Genomic DNA, 16,337 nt, shown 5'->3' on the forward strand with positions numbered 1-16,337 from the left:
CCTTACCTGGTCGTGTGCGCGCCGCCGTTGACCCCGAGGGTCTGCCCGGTGATGTGCCGGGCGCCGGCGGAAGCGAGGAAGTACACCGTTTCGGCGATGTCGACGGGGATCCCGGCGCGGCCGGTGCAGGTCGCGTCGACCAGTTGCCCGGCCCGTTCGGCGGGAAGCCTGTCCCGGAAGAACTCGGTCTCCCGGATGTAGCCCGGCGCGACCACGTTCGTGGTGATCCCGCGGGCGCCGAGCCGCCGGGCGAGGTCGACGTTCCACGACGCCAGCCCGGCCTTGGCCGCGCCGTACGATCCGGCGCCCTGGTCGGCGGCGATGGACCCGATGTGGATCACCGCCCCGCCTTCGGCGAGCCTGTCCTCCACCGCGGTGGTGGTCAGCACCGCGCTGATCAGGTTGGCGTCCAGATTGGCGCGCCAGTGCGCGAGGACCCCGGCGAGCCCCTCCTGGTCGGGGAGATCGAAATCGGTGTTGCCACCGGCGTTGTTGACCAGCACGTCGATCGGCCCGTCCACCTCGGCCAGCGCGGCGGTCACCTGTACGGGATCGGTGCTGTCGCAAACGAGCGGCCGGACCGACGAGCCCAGCTCGGCCGCCGCCGAGACCAGCACGTCCTTGCGCCGTCCGGTGATGTGTACGACGGCGTCCGACGCCGCGAATCGCGCCGCCACGGCCTTGCCGATGCCGGTACCCCCACCGGTGACCAGGATCGTCCGAGTCATTCAGCCTCCTTCGGTTCACGTTTAGGCCTAAATGATAGGCTGTGGGCCGAGCATCCGACAACCGCGGTGGAGGTCCGGGGATGAGTTCAGCGTCCGAAATGGACCCCGTGCCGGACGCGGCGGACGAGATCGAGGCGGCCTGGCGACGTGAACGGCCCGGCACGTCGACGGAGTCCATCGGCATCGTGACCAGGGTGTGGCAGCTCGCCAAGTTGTTCGGTGAGGACCGCCGCCGCGTCCTTCTCGACTCCGATGTCGATTCGGCCACCCTGGACCTGCTCAGCGTGCTCCGGCGCAGTTCCCCGCCGTACTCCCTGACGACCAGGGAGCTGGCGAGGCTGACCCTGGTCACGGCAGGAGCGATCTCCCAGCGGGTGGCCCGCGCCGAACGCGACGGACTGGTCGAGCGGCACACCGAACCGCCCGGCCGCAGCGTGTACGTGACACTGACCCCGGCCGGGCACGCACTGGTGGAGCGGACCGTCGATCGGGTGCTGGAACGGGAGCTCGAACTGATTTCCGGGCTGAGCGACGAGCAGCGGGCCCAACTCGCCTCACTGTTGCGGGTACTGCTCGCCGAGGTCCAGGGCCGCTGTGGCGATCGCGGTGTCTCTCATGTCGGCGATGTCGGTCCGGCGCTCTGAGTGCCTGTTGACAGACCACGGTCGCGGCGAAGTCGAGCGTGGACTGGAGGGAGAGGGAAGAACGCGGGAGTAAATGTAGCGAGCCGAGGTGGGCTTTGGCAGGCATCAAGGTGGGCAGGAAGCATTCGTGGCCCTGGTCAAGGGGGGCCGCCCGCGCGTTGAGTGTCCACAAGGGACACTTTTGTGCGGTAAAATGTCTGGTTGATGGCTAAAGTTCCAGTTTTCGAGGGGGGTCGTGCGAAGTACCCAAATGGACGCTATTGCCCGATTGTGGTCCTTTGTGGACGGTCAAGAGCGCGTCGGGCTCCTTGGCGACCTGCTTCTTCCGCAGTTCCGCCCTGCCTCGGTCACGACCTCACACGTTCGAGCTTCGTCCAGCCGGTCCAGCCTCGCGTTCTCAGCAGCTCGATCAGGCGGCGGGCCGGCGGGGCGGTGTCGAAGGCCAGCGTGTCCATCAGTGCGGCGAAGGGTGGGGTGACCTCGGTATCGCCGACATAGGCGTCGTTCCGCTCGTCGGCTATTTGCGTGATGTAGACGGCCAGCTTGTCGGCCAGCTCGACCAGTTCGGGATCGTCGCCGACCCGGTCGAGCGCCTGCCCCAAGGTGAGATAGAAGTCCATGAGCGGTGGGTCGGTGAGCTGCTCCCTTTTGCGCGCCGCCCACTCCGTGACCCGCTCGGGTGAATGCGCGGCCAGCAGGATCCAGCCGTCCCGCTCGACCTCGACGATCCGCTCGTCGACACCGTGCGCCCGCAGCCGATCGAGAATTTCGACCACCTCCGGGGGAAGTACCAGACCGTCCCCGGAGGTGAGCCGGGCGATCCGCTCGCGATGCCGTTGGCGCTGCCGGATCTCGGCCCGCAGCCGCTTGTCGACGTCGGTGACCGCCGCGGCGAATTCCTCTTCCCCGGCCTGGAGCAGTTCCCGTACCCGCGACAGCGGGACCCCGGCTTCGGCGAGAGTCCTGATCCTGATCAGCTCGACCACGGCACCGGCGTCGTACCTCCGGTAGCCGGAGTGGTCGCGTCCGGGCTCCGGCAGCAGGCCTTTGGCGTGATAGTGCCGCACCGCGCGCACGGTCACCCCCGCGTACGAAGCCAGCTCTCCGATGGTCAACATCCGCCCAGTGTCCTCGACCCGCGTGCTGGTCAGAAGGTCGCCTTGGCGGCATCGCGGATCAGCCGGGCGATCTCCGGAGCGTGGGTGACGACGAGCCCGTGGTCGGCGTCGAGCCACGACGTCGAGAGGTGCGGCCGTTCGCGGACGAGGCGTTCGACGCCGGCCCGCCAGTTCTCGTTGCGCCACCGCGTTCGCTCGTCGTCGCCGGTCCCGGCCATCGAGGTCGACATGATCAGGTGGATCGGGCAGCCTATCTTCCGGTACCGGTCGAGGATGCCGGAGCGCACCGCTTCGATCTCGACGTTCAGGTCGAGGAAGTCCTGAGGGGCCAACAGCACTTGACGCGCGGTGCCCGCGAGCCGCTCGAACTCGTGCCGCAGTCCCTCCGCCATCGCACGGAACTCCGGCAGATCTGCTTCGGTGAGGAACGGTTCGGGCACCGGGTTCGCACCGTCGACAAGGACGAGCCCGGACACGGCGTCCGGACGGGCGGCGGCGTAGTGCACGGCCAGATCCGCACCGAGCGAATGCCCCACGAGCAGAGGCGCGCGGTAGCCCGACTCCGCCATGACGGCGCCGAAATCGCCGAGGAACGCCTCGAAGGTGTACCGGTCGGCGGACGAGGAGAGGCCATGGCCCCTGAGGTCGAAGGTCACCACCTCGTGGTCGCGGCGCAGCAGCCCGATCAGCTCGCGCAGGTCGGCCTGGGTCGTGAGGAGACCGGGGCACAGGACCAGTGGGCGTCCCCGGCCGCCGCGGGAGACCTCGATCGCGACGCCGTCGTGGCGGACCGTGAAGTGGCTGTCTTGCGTGCTCATGGCAGCCATGCTGAGGGGTTGACCCTGCGTCAAGGTCAACCCGGAGGCGTCACCAGGTGAGGGGGACGGTGGCCGGGCCGCGAAGGGTGAGGAACATCGGGCGCCAGGCGAGTTCTTCGAACGGTACGGCCAGCCGCAGCCGTGGCGCGGCGGTGAGCAACGCGGTGATACCCACCTGAAGTTCCGTGCGGGCCAAAGTGAGGTGGCCGGGCGCACGGGAGAGGTCGACCAGGTCCGGTTCCGGGAAGCGTCCGCGATCGTGGTTGCCCGCGCGCAAGGGCGCGAGGACGAATTTGCCCGCACGGATCGGGACTCCGCCGATGTCCTGTCCCAGGAGTTCCTCGACCAAGGCGGGGAGCGCCGGTTCGGTGGCCAGCCGTAGTACGGCCTGGGCGAGCGCGTTCGCCGGCGGGACTTATCCGGCGATCATGATCGCGGTCGATACGTTGCGTGCCTTGGGAACCACGGGCGGTCGCCGATCGTCGGATCGGCATCATGTCGTAGGAGCAGAGAGGATGCGTCGATGCACAAGAGCAGGATCGGCTTGGTCATGATCGGAGCACTGACCGTCGCGAATCTCGCCTTTCCCGCCGTCGCTAGTGCCGCACCCGCCGCGGGGTGCTCGGCGTTCATGAACTCGGCGGTCAGCGGCGGTTACAAAGCGACTCTCGCCTGCAACGGCATCGGGCTTTCCTTCATCGACGGGCTCGGCACCACGCTCAACGACGCCAGTGGAGAGGCCCGTGCGCTGGCTCAGATCGCGCTCGGCGGCGGCGACACCTGTAGCGCTTTCATGCACGCCACAGCTCCTGGTGGCTACAACGTCACGCTCACTTGCGTCGACACCGGGCTGGTGTCCGGTTCCGGCACCACCTTGACCGCCGCCTCGCGAGCAGCCCGCGCATCCATCTGAGGCCCGGGCCCCAAGCCTGCGGGGTCAAGGGTTTCGAGCGAGGGATCGCAGTCGGTACCGTACTGGCGACAGAGATCTACCGAGCCGAGGCATGCGAGGTGTGGGGTGTCCGTGGCGGGCGAACGGGTTCCAGAGGGTGTCGACATCCGAGTGCCCAGTGCGGCACGGGTCTACGACTGGCTGCTCGGCGGTAGCCACAATTTCGACGCCGATCGCGCTGTCGGGGAGAAGGTCATGGCGGTCCTGCCCTCGGGCCGTCAGGTCGCCGCGTCCAACCGGGCGTTCCTCCGCCGCGCCGTGCAGTACATGGTCGGACAGGGCATCACCCGGTTCCTCGACCTGGGCTCCGGGATCCCGGCGGTCGGCAACGTGCACGAAATCGCCCAGGGCATGGATCCCGGATGCCAGGTGGTCTACGTCGACTACGACAAGGTCGCCGTCGCCCACAGCCGCCTCATCCTGGACGGGAATCCGAACGCCGCCGTTGTCGAGGAAGACCTCTGCGAGCCTCAGGCGGTCCTGAATTCGGCGGCGGTGCGGGCGTTGCTGGACGTCGACGAGCCGATCGGGCTGCTCATGGTGGCCGTGTTCCATTTCATCCCGGACAGCCTGCGGCCCGCCGAGATCGTCGCCCACTACCGGGAGGCACTGCCGGCGGGCAGCCTGGTCGCGCTGTCGCATCTGACCGCCGACCACGCGCCACGGGAGATGGCGGCGGTCACCGAGGCGATGAAGAACAGCAGGGATCCCATGTACTTCCGCCCCTACGCCGACGTCGCCGCTCTCTTCGACGGGCTGGAGTTGGTCGAGCCCGGTGTGGTGAGCGCGCCACTGTGGCACCCGGAACCCGGCCTCCGCGACATCGAACCGGACGACGTCTACGCCGGTGTCGGACGCAAGGTCTGACCCCGGCGGCCGACGGCGGAATAACCGATTGTCCGCGATATCCGGACATGTCATGGTCTCCGGATGCAGCGTGAACGGATTTCCCGGCTTGCCCATGCGCATCATCCGGTGGCTTCCCCTTTGGACGATGAGTCGGTACGACGACTGCTGGAGCGCGGGGTGGGAGCCGGGGACGGGCACGTTCTCGATCTCGGGTGCGGCGGTGGCGAGTGGCTGTTGCGGGCTTTGGTCGCCTATCCGGGGTTGCGAGCGGTGGGCGTCGACGTCTCCGACAGCGCGCTGACGCGTGCTCGTCATACCGCGCAGACCCTCGGCGTGGCGGACCGGCTCGATCTGCACCATGCCGAGGCCGCGGACTTCGCGTCGACGCAACGATTCGACCTGGTTCTCAGTGTCGGAGCCGCGCATGCCTTCGGTGGTCTGCTCCCCACCCTCGCGGCCGCCCGCGGACATCTCGCTCCCGGCGGGCGGGTCCTGATCGGTGACGGTTTCTGGGAGCGCGACCCGTCTCCGGAGGCAGTGGAGATGCTCGGTGATTTCACCGACCTGGCCACCACTGTCGACCGTGTGGTCGCCGACGGATGGGTACCGGTCTACGGGCACGTCAGCACTCGCCACGAGCTTGACGCTTACGAATGGGACTGGACGGGGACGTTGGCTTCGTGGGCGCTGGATCACCCGGACGATCCGGACAGTCCTCACGCGCTTGCCGCGGCCGCCACCCATCGAGAGGAATGGTTGCGCGTCTACCGGGAAGCCTTCGGTTTCGTCTGCCTCGTCCTCCGGTCGACCTCAGGGTGACCCGACAGGGGGCGAGTCGCCACCAGTTGTGATGGGTGCACTTCGGCTAGCAGCGCGTGGCCCGCTGCCCGGGCGACAGCGGCGCGGTCCGGTCGGCCAGCGGCCCACCGGTCGTCAGCAGTGCTTCCAAGGTCTGCAGCGGTTCGGGCACGACGCTGTACCAGCTCCACGTTCCCCTGCGTTCCCGCTCGAGGATGCCCGCCGTGACGAGGACGCGGAGATGGTGACTGAGTGACGGCTGCGGCATGTCGAACTCCTCGGCGAGATCGCAGAAACACGCCTCGCCGCCTGGTGAGTACCGGACCATCGACAGCAGCCGGATCCGTACGGGGTCCGACAACGCCTTGAACAGCTTCGCCGCCTGCTCCGCCTCGTCCTGGGCCACGACCGCCGCGGGCTCGGCCATCAGCAGGGTGATGGGCACCGGCTTCCGGGTGCGGCCGTTCTCGGTCGCCATACGCCCTCCTCGGATCCTGTGACCTCTGACGACGAGCCTACCCACTGGATTGACAAACGTCGATACAGGCCGTTCAATTGGATTTACAGACTTCGATCCAGTCCCGAGGAGAGCCATGGCCCGCACGTCCGAGGTGCTGTTCGTCTGCGTGCACAACGCCGGCCGGTCCCAGATGGCCGCCGCGCTGTTGCAGCACTACTCGCTCGGGCGGATCGCGGTGCGGTCCGCGGGCTCCGAGCCCGCGGACCAGGTGAATCCCGCCGCCGCGGCGGCGCTGGCGGAGTGGGGCATGGACATCACCGCCGAGGTCCCGAGCAAACTGTCCACTGAGGACGTCGAAGCCTCTGACGTGGTGATCACCATGGGCTGTGGTGACACGTGCCCGGTGTTCCCCGGCAAGCGGTACCTCGACTGGCCGCTCGAGGATCCCGCGGGTCAGGGAGTGGAGGCCGTGCGCCCGATCCGTGACGAGATCGACCGACGGGTCCGCGGCCTGGTCGCCGAAATCCTTGACGCGTAACTCTCGCTTCCGACTTCTGGAGACCAGCCCGTGACCCGAACCGCCGACAGGGCCGACACCGACGTCCTGCACAAACTGTCCTTTTTGGACCGTTTTCTTCCCGTCTGGATCATCGTCGCGATGGGCGCCGGGCTCCTGCTGGGCAGCGTGATCCCCGGCCTGCAGGGCGTGCTGGACGCGGTGAAGATCGGGCAGGTGTCGCTGCCGATCGCGCTCGGGCTGCTGCTGATGATGTACCCGGTGCTGGCGAAGGTTCGCTACGACAAGCTCGACACCGTGACCAAGGACAAGCGCACCATGGTGCTCTCCTTGGTGCTCAACTGGATTCTCGGTCCGGCGCTGATGTTCGCGCTGGCCTGGCTGATGCTGCCGGATCTGCCGGAGTACCGGACCGGGCTGATCATCGTCGGTCTCGCCCGCTGCATCGCGATGGTGATCATCTGGAACGACCTCGCCTGCGGCGATCGCGAGGCCGCGGCGGTGCTGGTCGCGCTGAACTCGGTCTTCCAGGTGATCATGTTCGGTGTCCTCGGCTGGTTCTACCTGGATCTGCTGCCGGGCTGGCTGGGCTTGGACACCACCAGCATCGACTTCTCGCCGTGGGAGATCGCGCTCAGCGTCATCATCTTCCTCGGCATCCCGCTCGCCGCCGGGTATCTTTCCCGCCGCATCGGGGAGCGGAGCAAGGGACGCGACTGGTACGAGGGCAAGTTCCTGCCCAAGATCGGCCCGATCGCGCTCTACGGCTTGCTGTTCACGATCGTGATCCTGTTCGCCTTGCAGGGCGACAACATCACCTCCCGCCCGCTCGACGTCGCCCGCATCGCGCTGCCGCTGCTGGTGTACTTCGCGATCATGTGGGTCGGTGGTTACCTGCTGGGCAAGGCGTCCGGCCTCTCGTACGAGCGCACCACGACACTCGCGTTCACCGCCGCGGGCAACAACTTCGAACTCGCGATCGCCGTCGCCATCGGCGTCTTCGGCGTGACCTCCGGCCAGGCGCTCGCCGGGGTCGTCGGACCGTTGATCGAAGTACCTGTTCTGGTCGCGCTGGTCTACGTCAGCCTCTGGCTGCGGAAACGATGGACCGCGTAGTCGTCATCGGTGGCGGCCAGGCCGGTCTCGCCGCGGGCTATTACCTGCGCCGCGCCGGTCTGGACTTCGTCATCCTCGACGCCCGAACCCAGCCGGGCGGCGCCTGGATCCACGGGTGGGATTCACTGCGACTGTTCTCCCCGGCGCGGCACAGTTCGTTGCCGGGGTGGCCGATGCCGCCCTATCCAGGGCCCGGGTATCCGACCGCCCAACACGTTGTCGACTACTTGGCCGCGTACGAGAAACGCTACGAACTTCCGATCCGCCGCGGGGAGACGGTGACCGCCGTGTCCCGGGACGGCAGCCGGTTCCAGGTGAGCACCGATACGGGGGAGTGGAGCGCCGAGGCGGTCATCAGCGCCACCGGAACCTGGTGGCGTCCCTTCCTGCCGCTCATGCCGGGCGGTTTCATGGGCCGCCAGCTGCACACGGTGGATTACCGGGGCCCGGAGGAGTTCGCGGGCCTGGACGTCGTGGTGGTCGGCGGCGGCAACTCCGGCGCGCAGATCGCCGCCGACCTCGCGGGCACGGCGAACCTGACCTGGGTCACCCGCCGCCCGCCCCGCTACCTGCCGGACCACATCGACGGCAAGGCCCTCTTCGACGTCGCCACCCGGCGCCGTCAAGCCCTGGAGACCGGGCAGGCCGACACCGCGGGAGTCGCCGGACTGGGCGACATCGTCGCCGTCCCGCCGGTCCGTGAGGCCCGCGACGCCGGGCTGCTGCGGCCGAGCCCGATGTTCGCGCGACTCGACGACGATGGTCCTGTGTGGACAGACGGCACCCGGCGGCACGCCGACGCGGTCATCTGGTGTACCGGGTTCCGCCCCGCGTTGAGCCATCTCGCGCCGTTGCGGCTGCGCACCACCCGCGGCCGCATCCCCACCGAAGGCACCCGCGCCGTCGCGGAGCCCCGGCTGCACTTGCTCGGCTACGGCGACTGGACCGGTCCGGCCTCGGCCACGCTCATCGGCGTCGGCATGACGGCCCGGGCCGCGGTCGCCGACCTGAAAGCCACCCTCGCGCCGCCGTGCCGGTAGTGAAAAGCGATGCCAGGGAAGTAGAGGGATCGTATTTCTGAATCGATTGTGGAAATGGGTTTCCTGGTTGCCTGTGAACGTATTCGACGACAGGGTGTCGGTTAATATCCGACGTGTCACCGAAAGTGATCAACCGAGTGTCGTTGGTGGCCGAACGATGGTCGGGAAGTGTCGGCCAGGGCGCGGATTCGGTCGTAAGCAGTGGATAACTGCGACGTATGGTCCAATATGGATGGATCGTTCGGACTAAATCCGCGGAAATCGTATTCCTCGGCGCGGCAGGTCGTCATAACCTTGCGTGATTCTTCACCTGAATCTGCACTGGGGAGCAAGATGAAGTCCACGCCGTTGTTGTCGCGCGCCCGAAAAACCTCGGAGCGACTGCTCGACGCCCGATGACACGATCCGGCTGCGTCAGCCGATTCGATACGCACGCCCGGCAGTCGCCCGACCGGATCGCGGTTTTCGAGCACGGCAGCGAGCTCACCTACGCTCGGCTCGCCGGGCTCGCGGGCGGCCGCGCGCAGCGGTTGCGCGACGCCGGTGTCCGGCCGGGGGAGCGGGTCGGGCTCGTCACCGGGCACGGCAGCGCCGCGATCGCGGCGATCCTCGGCACCCTCGCCGCGGACTGCACGTACGTCCCGCTGGACCCGACCTTTCCCCGGGAGCGGCTCGAGTACCAGCTCACGGCCGCGCGGGTGACCGCCGTGCTCGCGGATCCCGAGTACGTCGAGCTCGCGGAGTCGTTGTGCCGTATTGGATCCGCGCGGCTCGTGCGCTCGGGCACGGAGACCGCGCCGCTCCCGGTGCCCGAAACCGATCCGGAGGGCGTGGCGTACGTGCTGTTCACGTCCGGGTCCACCGGCCGTCCGAAGGCGGTCGCGCAGACCCACCGCAACCTCCTGCACGTCGTCGACAACCAGATCGCCGCGCTCGGCATCACCGCGGCCGACCGGCTCAGCCTGCTCGCGTCGTTCGGCTTCGACGCGGCGATCCCGGACCTGTACCCGGCTCTGCTCACCGGCGCCGCGCTCGTGCCGGTCGACCTGCGCGCGCACGGCCTCGCCCACGCCGCGCGCGAGCTGGCCCGGCACGAGGTGACCGTCTACCACTCGACGCCCACGGTCTACCGGCACCTGCTCGAGGTCCTCGGCGAGACCGGCCTCCCGTCCGTGCGGACCGTGCTGCTCGGCGGCGAGCAGGCGACCCACGCCGACGTCCGGCGCGGCCGGTTCGCGCCGGAGTGCGTGTTCGTCAACGGCTACGGCGCCACCGAGGTGACTTTCGCCGCCCACTACCGGACGACCGCCGCCGAGCTGGATCCGGACGCCGACGGGCCGCTGCCGATCGGGCGCCCGCTGCCCGGGTTCACGCTCACCGTGCTGGACAGCGGCGAACTCGAAGTGCGCGGGCGGCACCTCGTCGACGGCTACCTCGACCAGCCGAGCCCGGCGTTCGGGGTGACGGCCGACGGCGGCCGTCGTTACCGGACCGGCGACCTCGGCAGGCTGCTGCCGGACGGCGACTTCGTCTGCCTCGGACGGCTCGACCGGCAGGTCAAGGTGCGCGGCTTCCGGGTGGAGCTGACCGAGATCGAGGCACTCCTCGCCGAACAGCCCGGCGTGGCGGAAGCCCGCGCGATCGTGCGCGACGGCGACCTGCTCGCCTACGTGACCGCGGCAAACCCGCGTCCGGACGGCCGGGTGCTACGGGCCGCGCTGGCGGACGTCCTGCCCGGCTACTCGGTACCCGCCGCCGTCGCGGTGCTGGACGGTTTTCCGCTGACCGTGACCGGAAAACTCGACGAACTGGCGCTGCCGGACCCACGCTCGGCCGCGACCGTCCCGGCCGAGCGGCTGACCCCGGACGAGGAACGCGTGCACCGGATCTGGTGCGCGGTGCTGGGCCGCGACCGGGTCGGGCGCACCGAGGCGTTCTTCGACGCAGGCGGCGACTCGCTGCGGCTCGGCCGCGTGCAGGCGCGGCTGGCCGACGAGTTCGCCGTGGACGTCCCGCTGCTCGTCCTGTTCGAGCGCACGACGATCGCCGGGCAGGCCGCCTGGTTCACGGAGTCCACTTCGGACACTCCGCCGCCGGTCACCGGGGAGGAGCCTGCCGGGGACCTCATCGCCGTCGTCGGGCTGGCCTGCCGGTTCCCCGGCGCGCCGGACGCCGCCTCGTTCTGGTGGAACCTCTGCGCGGGCGTCGACTCGATCCACGACTACACCGACGACGAGCTGGCGGCGCTGGGCATCGGACCGGGCCTGCGCGCCGACCCGGCCTATGTGCGGGCGGGTGGCCGGATCGAGGGTGTCGAGGAGTTCGACGCCGGGTTCTTCGGGTTCACCGCCGACGAAGCCGCGCGAACCGACCCGCAGCACCGGCTTTTCCTCGAAACGGCGTGGCAGGCACTGGAGGACGCGGGACGCGACCCGGCCGCCGAGACCGGGCCGGTCGGGGTGTTCACGGCCGCCTCGGTGAACCGCTATTTCCTGTTCCACCTGTTCGGCAATCCGGCGGTGACCGGCGACGTCGACCCGGACGACTGGGAGGGGCGGCTGACCGGACGCCAGCTCACCGACCACCTGCCCGGCCAGGTCGCCTACCGGCTGGGGCTGACCGGGCCGGCGGTGGCCGTGCAGAGCGCGTGCTCCAGTTCGCTCGCGGCGGTGGCGCTGGCCGCGCAGAGCCTCGCGGACTACCGGTGCGATGTCGCGCTGGCCGGTGGGGCGAGCGTGACGTGGCCGCGATACCGAAGTGGCGGGCTCGCTTCACCTGACGGCCGGTGCCGCGCATTCGACGCCGCCGCGGCGGGTGCCGGGTTCAGCTCGGGCGCCGGGGTGGTCGTGCTGCGGCGGCTGGCGGACGCACTCGCCGACCGCGACCACGTCTACGCCGTGCTGCCCGGCTGGGCGATCACCAACGACGGCCCGGACCGAGCGGGCTACGCCGTGCCGGGACCGGCCGGGCAGGCGGCCGCGGTGGCCGAGGCGCTGGCCGTCGCGGAGGTCGCCCCGGACGAGGTCGCACTGCTCGAAGCCCACGGCAGCGGCACCCCGTTGGGTGACGCGATCGAGGTGGCCGCGCTCAACCGCGTCTACGGGGACACGCTGCCGGAAACGTGTGCGCTGGGTTCGGTGAAGACGAACATCGGGCACCTCGACGCGGCGGCGGGTATCGCCGGGCTGATCAAGGCCGTGCTGTCGGTGCGGCACGGCGTCATCCCGCCGAGCCTGCACTTCACGGCGCCGCACCCGGAGGTCGACCTGGCGAGCGGACCCTGGTACGTCCCGGCGAAGGCCACCGACTGGCCCGCCCGCGAGCGGCGGGTGGCCGGGGTCAGCTCGTTCGGCATGGGCGGCACGAACGTGCACGTGATCGTCGAGGAGGCCCCTGTCGCCCCGCCACGGCCGGCGGCGAGCGGTCCCTTCGTACTGCCGGTGTCCGCGCGTGACCCGAAGGCTTTGCGAGAGGCGGTTTCCCGGTTGCGCGACCGGCTCGCCACGGACACGCCGGACCTCAGGGACGTGGCGTACACGCTTTCGGCGCGGCGGGCTTTCGCGTGCCGGGCCGCCGTGGTGGCGGACTCGGTCGCGTCGGCGGTCGCCGCGCTCGACGCGGTGCTGGCGAACGGAACCGACGTCGAGGGCCCGGCCGGGGCGGAGCGAGACCTGGCCGCCCACTGGGCCGCAGGCGGCGAGATCGAAGGGGTGGCGGACGGCGATCCCGGCCGCGTCCCCTTGCCGGGTTATCCGTTCCAGCGAGAGCGGTACTGGATCGAGCCACCGCATCACCACACAACCGACCAGGAGACCCCTCGGTGACCGACACCTTGCCCGTCGTGGGAGGCCATGGCCCGCCACTGTCCTATCCGGACACCACGATCACCGGGCTGATCCTCGCCCAGGCCGCGCGCACCCCGGATGCCGTCGCCGTCCGGCAGGGTGACGCCCGGCTCACCTACCGCGAACTGGTCGCGTCGGCGACCGGCGTCGCCCGGCTGCTGCGGGCCCGGGGTGCGGGACCCGGCACCCGCGTCGGCGTCTGCGCAGACCGGCGGCCGGAGCTGATCTCGACCGTCGTGGGTGTGCTGCTGTCCGGGGCCGCCTACGTGCCGCTCGAACCCGGTGGCCCGAAGGCGCGGCTGGCCGAGATCGCCGCGGACGCCGGGGTCGCCCTCGTCGTCGGTGATCGCGCGCGGGCTGAATTCGGCACCACGGAAGGCATCGAGGCTCTCGACGTGCCCCCGCCCGCGGACGGCCCTGTCGAGTGCCCCGCCGGTCCGGACGACCTCGTCCACCTCCTGTACACCTCCGGCTCCACCGGCCGTCCCAAGGGCGTGCTGACCAGTCACCGCAACGTGGTCGCGTTCGTCACCGGGTTCGCCGCCGCCCTCGGGATCCGGCCCGGTGCCCGGGCGCTCGGCATCGCCTCGCCCGCCTTCGACGCCTTCACCATGGACGTGTTCGTCCCGCTGGTGAACGGCGGATCGGTCCAGCTCGCCGGCACCGCCGACCGGGCCGACCCCGAACGGTTGCGGCGGTTCCTCGTCGAGCACGACGTCGAGTGGGGTTTCGTCACGCCGACGCTGCTGTCCATGGTGGATCCGGCGGCCGTTCCCGGCTGGCGCGTCATCGCCTGCGGTGGCGAGCCGGTGCCCGCGGACCTCGCCGCGCGCTGGATGCCGGGCCGACGGTTCTTCAACGCCTACGGCCCGACCGAGGCGACCGTCGTGGTCGTCACCGACGAGGTCACCGGCATCCCGGCCGACCCACTGCCGCTCGGCCGTCCGACGCCGAACCACCGGGCGTACGTCGTGGACGCCGAGCTGCGGCCGGTCGCGCCCGGCGAGATCGGCGAGCTGCTCATCGGCGGCCCTGGCCTCGCGCTCGGCTACCTCGGCAGCCCGGAGCTGACCGCGGCGAAGTTCGTCGACGATCCGATGACGCCGGGGGAACGGCTCTACCGCACCGGCGACCTGGTCCGTGAGCTGCCCGACGGCCGTCTCGAGTTCGCCGGCCGCGCCGACCGGCAGGTGAAGGTCCGCGGCCAGCGGATCGAGCTGGGCGAGGTGGAGGCCGCGCTCGCGACTCATCCGGACGTCGACGTCGCCGCCGTGGAGGCCGTCTCGTGGCAGGGCGGCACCCGGCTGGTGGCCTTCCTGGCACCGGCTTCCGCACCGTCCGATGTGGACGAACTGGGCCGGGACCTGCTCACCGCGGCGATGCGCCCGGCCGCCGTCCGGGTGCTCGACCGCCTGCCGGTCAACCCGGTCACCGGCAAGATCGACCGGCCCGCGCTGCGAGACCTGGCCGAAGCGGCGCTGGCGGGGCTGGCGGGTTCTCGGGGGGACCTCGGCCCGCTCGGCACCCCGGCCGAACGCGCGGTCGCGGCCATCTGGCGACGAGTGCTCGGCGACGGCGCGGGGACGGATTTCCTGGCCTCGGGCGGGAACTCGATCGCCGCGATGCGGCTGGTCGCGGCGCTGCGGGCGGAACTGGCCGCGGACGTCGCCACGGAGGACGTGCTCGCGAGCGGCACTCTCGGCGCGCTCACCCGCCGGGTCGCGGCCGCACCGCCGCTGACCGGACCGGGGCTGACCACCGGGCACGCGCCCGCGTTGTCCCCGCAGCAGCGGCGGCTGTGGTTCCTCGACCAGCTCGCCCCGGACGCCGCGCCGTACAACATCGCGATGGCGTTCCGGCTGACCGGCGCGCTGGACGTCGACGCGCTGCGCCACGCCCTGCGCGCGGTCGCCGAGCGCCACGACGTGCTCCGCTGGCGGATCGGGGCCGTCGACGGCGCGCCGCTGGCGGATCTCCTGCCGCCGTCGGATGTTCCGCTGCCGGTGGCGCCGGTGACCGAGGACGGCCTGCGGGCCCGGCTGGCCGCCGACGCCGCGACGCCGGTTCGCCTCGACCGCGAGGCTCCCTGGCGCGTAAGGCTTTACCGGATCGGCGAGACGGAACACGTGCTCGGCTTCACACTGCATCACGCGGTGTTCGACGGCTGGTCGCAGGACCTGCTGTGCGCCGACCTGTCGGCGGCCTACCGTGGTGAACCACTTCCGCCACCTGTGGCGTCCTATGCGGACTACGCGGTGTGGCGGGCCGGACGCGACGAACGCCGGGAGGCCGTGGACGTCGCCTGGTGGAGCGAACATCTCACCGGCGCACCGACCACAGTGGACCTTCCCCGGGACCGGCCGCGCCCGGCCGTCCAGACGTATCGGGGCGCGAGCCTGCGTCAGTCCTTTTCGGACGGTGTCCCCGATTCGGTCGGGGCACTGGCCGCCCGCACCGGCACGACCCGCGCCGGGGTGCTGCTCGCCGCGTTCGGCCAGCTGCTGCGGCGGCTCACCGGCGCGACCGACCATCTGGTCGCCACGGTCGTCGCGGACCGGCAGCTCGCCGAGTGCCAGGAGATCGCCGGATTCTTCGTGGACATCGTGCCGGTGCGGCTGCGGGCCGACGACGCCGCTGACTTCGCGACGCACGTCCGGGACGGCGGCGCGGAACTCCTCGCCGCGACCGCGCATCCGGCCGCGCCGGTCGAGCGGCTCGTCGAGGCGCTCGGCGTGCCCCGCGATCCCGCGCACGCCCCGCTGGTCCAGGTGATGTTCAACGTCCTGAACTTCACCGAGCCGCGGCTGGACCTGCCCGGCGTGGCCTCGGCGTGGCTGCCGGTCGACAAGCCGGGGTCGCCGTTCGACCTCACGGTGTACGTCCACGACGACGGCGTCGAACTGCTGTACAACCCGGACCTGTTCGACCACGCCCGGATGGCCGGGCTCGCCGAGGATTACGTCGCCCTGCTCGCCGCGCTGGCCGCGGCGCCGGACGCGCCGGTCGGGGCGAGCGTGCCGGAGCTGCCGCGGGCGGACGTCCGCACGGCCGCGCCTGCCGCGACGGCCCGAGCCAGGGCGAGGCCGCCGTCAGTGGCCGCGGACCCGGCGGCGGCCGCCGCGACCGAAGCCGTGATCGCTCGTGCCTGGTGCGACGTCCTCGGCGTCGCCGAAGTCGGGCACACCGACAACTTCTTCGACGTCGGCGGGAATTCGCTCGCCCTGGCCAGGGTGCACGCCCAGGTCAGCGCCCGGCTCGACCGCCGGATCCCGCTGGTCGACCTGTTCAGCCATCCCACCGTCCGTGCCCTCGCCGCGCACCTGCACTCCGGCGGAGCCGCCGTCCCGGAACTGGCCCGCGCCGCCGAGCGCGTCGCCGCCCGCCGAGGCAGGACCCAGACCAGAAGACCCCGTCGCACCGCCGGCCCGGCCGGCCCCTGATAGGAGCACCAC

At 70.7% G+C, this 16,337-nt stretch carries 14 protein-coding genes; 9 read left to right on the forward strand and 5 right to left on the reverse strand.

Going from position 1 to position 16,337, the window contains the following annotated elements:
- Window positions 1–2: 2 nt before the first annotated feature.
- On the reverse strand, window positions 3–728 hold the full coding sequence (locus DMH01_RS36175) for an SDR family NAD(P)-dependent oxidoreductase (protein ID WP_125682904.1): 726 nt from the start codon (window positions 726–728) through the stop codon (window positions 3–5).
- Between the two features lie 80 nt (window positions 729–808).
- Here DMH01_RS36175 and DMH01_RS36180 point away from each other — a divergent pair, with 80 nt between their 5' ends.
- A complete protein-coding gene (locus DMH01_RS36180; RefSeq protein ID WP_125682906.1) occupies window positions 809–1,372 on the forward strand; it encodes a MarR family winged helix-turn-helix transcriptional regulator in 564 nt (187 codons plus the stop codon).
- 347 nt (window positions 1,373–1,719) lie between these two features.
- Here the strand turns inward: DMH01_RS36180 and DMH01_RS36185 are convergent, their stop codons facing one another.
- The 3 genes from DMH01_RS36185 to DMH01_RS36195 are packed head-to-tail and all read right to left on the reverse strand — an operon-like array spanning window position 1,720 to window position 3,657.
- Window positions 1,720–2,490 (reverse strand): MerR family transcriptional regulator, encoded by a 771-nt coding sequence (locus DMH01_RS36185; RefSeq protein ID WP_125682908.1) that lies wholly within the window; start codon window positions 2,488–2,490, stop codon window positions 1,720–1,722.
- A 29-nt stretch (window positions 2,491–2,519) separates the two neighbouring features.
- Complete coding sequence (locus DMH01_RS36190; RefSeq protein WP_125682910.1) at window positions 2,520–3,308, reverse strand: alpha/beta fold hydrolase; 789 nt, start codon at window positions 3,306–3,308, stop codon at window positions 2,520–2,522.
- Window positions 3,309–3,357: 49 nt separating this feature from the next.
- Window positions 3,358–3,657, reverse strand: a complete 300-nt coding sequence (locus DMH01_RS36195) for a hypothetical protein (RefSeq protein ID WP_199745751.1) — start codon at window positions 3,655–3,657, stop codon at window positions 3,358–3,360.
- Between the two features lie 174 nt (window positions 3,658–3,831).
- Here DMH01_RS36195 and DMH01_RS36200 point away from each other — a divergent pair, with 174 nt between their 5' ends.
- The 3 genes from DMH01_RS36200 to DMH01_RS36210 all read left to right on the forward strand — a co-directional run bounded on the left by DMH01_RS36200 (window position 3,832) and on the right by DMH01_RS36210 (window position 5,928).
- Entirely contained in the window at window positions 3,832–4,221 is a 390-nt protein-coding gene (locus tag DMH01_RS36200) for a hypothetical protein (protein WP_125682912.1), read from the forward strand.
- Window positions 4,222–4,326: 105 nt separating this feature from the next.
- A complete protein-coding gene (locus tag DMH01_RS36205; RefSeq protein ID WP_125682914.1) occupies window positions 4,327–5,127 on the forward strand; it encodes an SAM-dependent methyltransferase in 801 nt (266 codons plus the stop codon).
- Between the two features lie 63 nt (window positions 5,128–5,190).
- Entirely contained in the window at window positions 5,191–5,928 is a 738-nt protein-coding gene (locus DMH01_RS36210) for a cyclopropane-fatty-acyl-phospholipid synthase family protein (RefSeq protein ID WP_125682916.1), read from the forward strand.
- Between the two features lie 46 nt (window positions 5,929–5,974).
- Here DMH01_RS36210 and DMH01_RS36215 read toward each other — a convergent pair whose 3' ends face one another.
- The gene (locus tag DMH01_RS36215) at window positions 5,975–6,385 is read right to left on the reverse strand and encodes a helix-turn-helix transcriptional regulator (RefSeq protein ID WP_125682918.1); all 411 of its coding nucleotides are present in this window, start codon (window positions 6,383–6,385) and stop codon (window positions 5,975–5,977) included.
- A 115-nt stretch (window positions 6,386–6,500) separates the two neighbouring features.
- Here DMH01_RS36215 and DMH01_RS36220 point away from each other — a divergent pair, with 115 nt between their 5' ends.
- The 5 genes from DMH01_RS36220 (at window position 6,501) to DMH01_RS36240 (ending at window position 16,325) form a co-directional block, all read left to right on the forward strand.
- Window positions 6,501–6,905, forward strand: coding sequence for an arsenate reductase ArsC (locus tag DMH01_RS36220; protein ID WP_125682920.1), 405 nt, complete (start codon window positions 6,501–6,503; stop codon window positions 6,903–6,905).
- Between the two features lie 30 nt (window positions 6,906–6,935).
- On the forward strand, window positions 6,936–8,000 hold the full coding sequence (gene arsB, locus DMH01_RS36225; RefSeq protein ID WP_125682922.1) for an ACR3 family arsenite efflux transporter: 1,065 nt from the start codon (window positions 6,936–6,938) through the stop codon (window positions 7,998–8,000).
- Entirely contained in the window at window positions 7,988–9,040 is a 1,053-nt protein-coding gene (locus tag DMH01_RS36230) for an ArsO family NAD(P)H-dependent flavin-containing monooxygenase (RefSeq protein WP_125682924.1), read from the forward strand. The genes arsB and DMH01_RS36230 overlap by 13 nt, the downstream gene beginning before the upstream one ends.
- Before the next feature lie 395 nt (window positions 9,041–9,435).
- On the forward strand, window positions 9,436–12,864 hold the full coding sequence (locus DMH01_RS36235; protein WP_125682926.1) for an AMP-binding protein: 3,429 nt from the start codon (window positions 9,436–9,438) through the stop codon (window positions 12,862–12,864).
- Complete coding sequence (locus DMH01_RS36240) at window positions 12,861–16,325, forward strand: non-ribosomal peptide synthetase (protein WP_125682928.1); 3,465 nt, start codon at window positions 12,861–12,863, stop codon at window positions 16,323–16,325. The genes DMH01_RS36235 and DMH01_RS36240 overlap by 4 nt, the downstream gene beginning before the upstream one ends.
- Window positions 16,326–16,337: the final 12 nt, after the last annotated feature.

The sequence above is a fragment of the Amycolatopsis sp. WAC 04182 genome, from assembly GCF_003947465.1.
GTDB lineage: Bacteria > Actinomycetota > Actinomycetes > Mycobacteriales > Pseudonocardiaceae > Amycolatopsis.

Coding starts and splice junctions, on each gene's coding strand:
- DMH01_RS36210 (WP_125682916.1), top strand. CDS start 5,191: ATGCAGCGTGAACGGATTTCCCGGCTTGCCCATGCGCATCATCCGGTG.
- DMH01_RS36215 (WP_125682918.1), bottom strand. CDS start 6,385: ATGGCGACCGAGAACGGCCGCACCCGGAAGCCGGTGCCCATCACCCTG.
- DMH01_RS36235 (WP_125682926.1), top strand. CDS start 9,436: ATGACACGATCCGGCTGCGTCAGCCGATTCGATACGCACGCCCGGCAG.
- DMH01_RS36185 (WP_125682908.1), bottom strand. CDS start 2,490: ATGTTGACCATCGGAGAGCTGGCTTCGTACGCGGGGGTGACCGTGCGC.
- DMH01_RS36175 (WP_125682904.1), bottom strand. CDS start 728: ATGACTCGGACGATCCTGGTCACCGGTGGGGGTACCGGCATCGGCAAG.
- DMH01_RS36230 (WP_125682924.1), top strand. CDS start 7,988: ATGGACCGCGTAGTCGTCATCGGTGGCGGCCAGGCCGGTCTCGCCGCG.
- DMH01_RS36220 (WP_125682920.1), top strand. CDS start 6,501: ATGGCCCGCACGTCCGAGGTGCTGTTCGTCTGCGTGCACAACGCCGGC.
- DMH01_RS36180 (WP_125682906.1), top strand. CDS start 809: ATGAGTTCAGCGTCCGAAATGGACCCCGTGCCGGACGCGGCGGACGAG.
- DMH01_RS36200 (WP_125682912.1), top strand. CDS start 3,832: ATGCACAAGAGCAGGATCGGCTTGGTCATGATCGGAGCACTGACCGTC.
- DMH01_RS36190 (WP_125682910.1), bottom strand. CDS start 3,308: ATGAGCACGCAAGACAGCCACTTCACGGTCCGCCACGACGGCGTCGCG.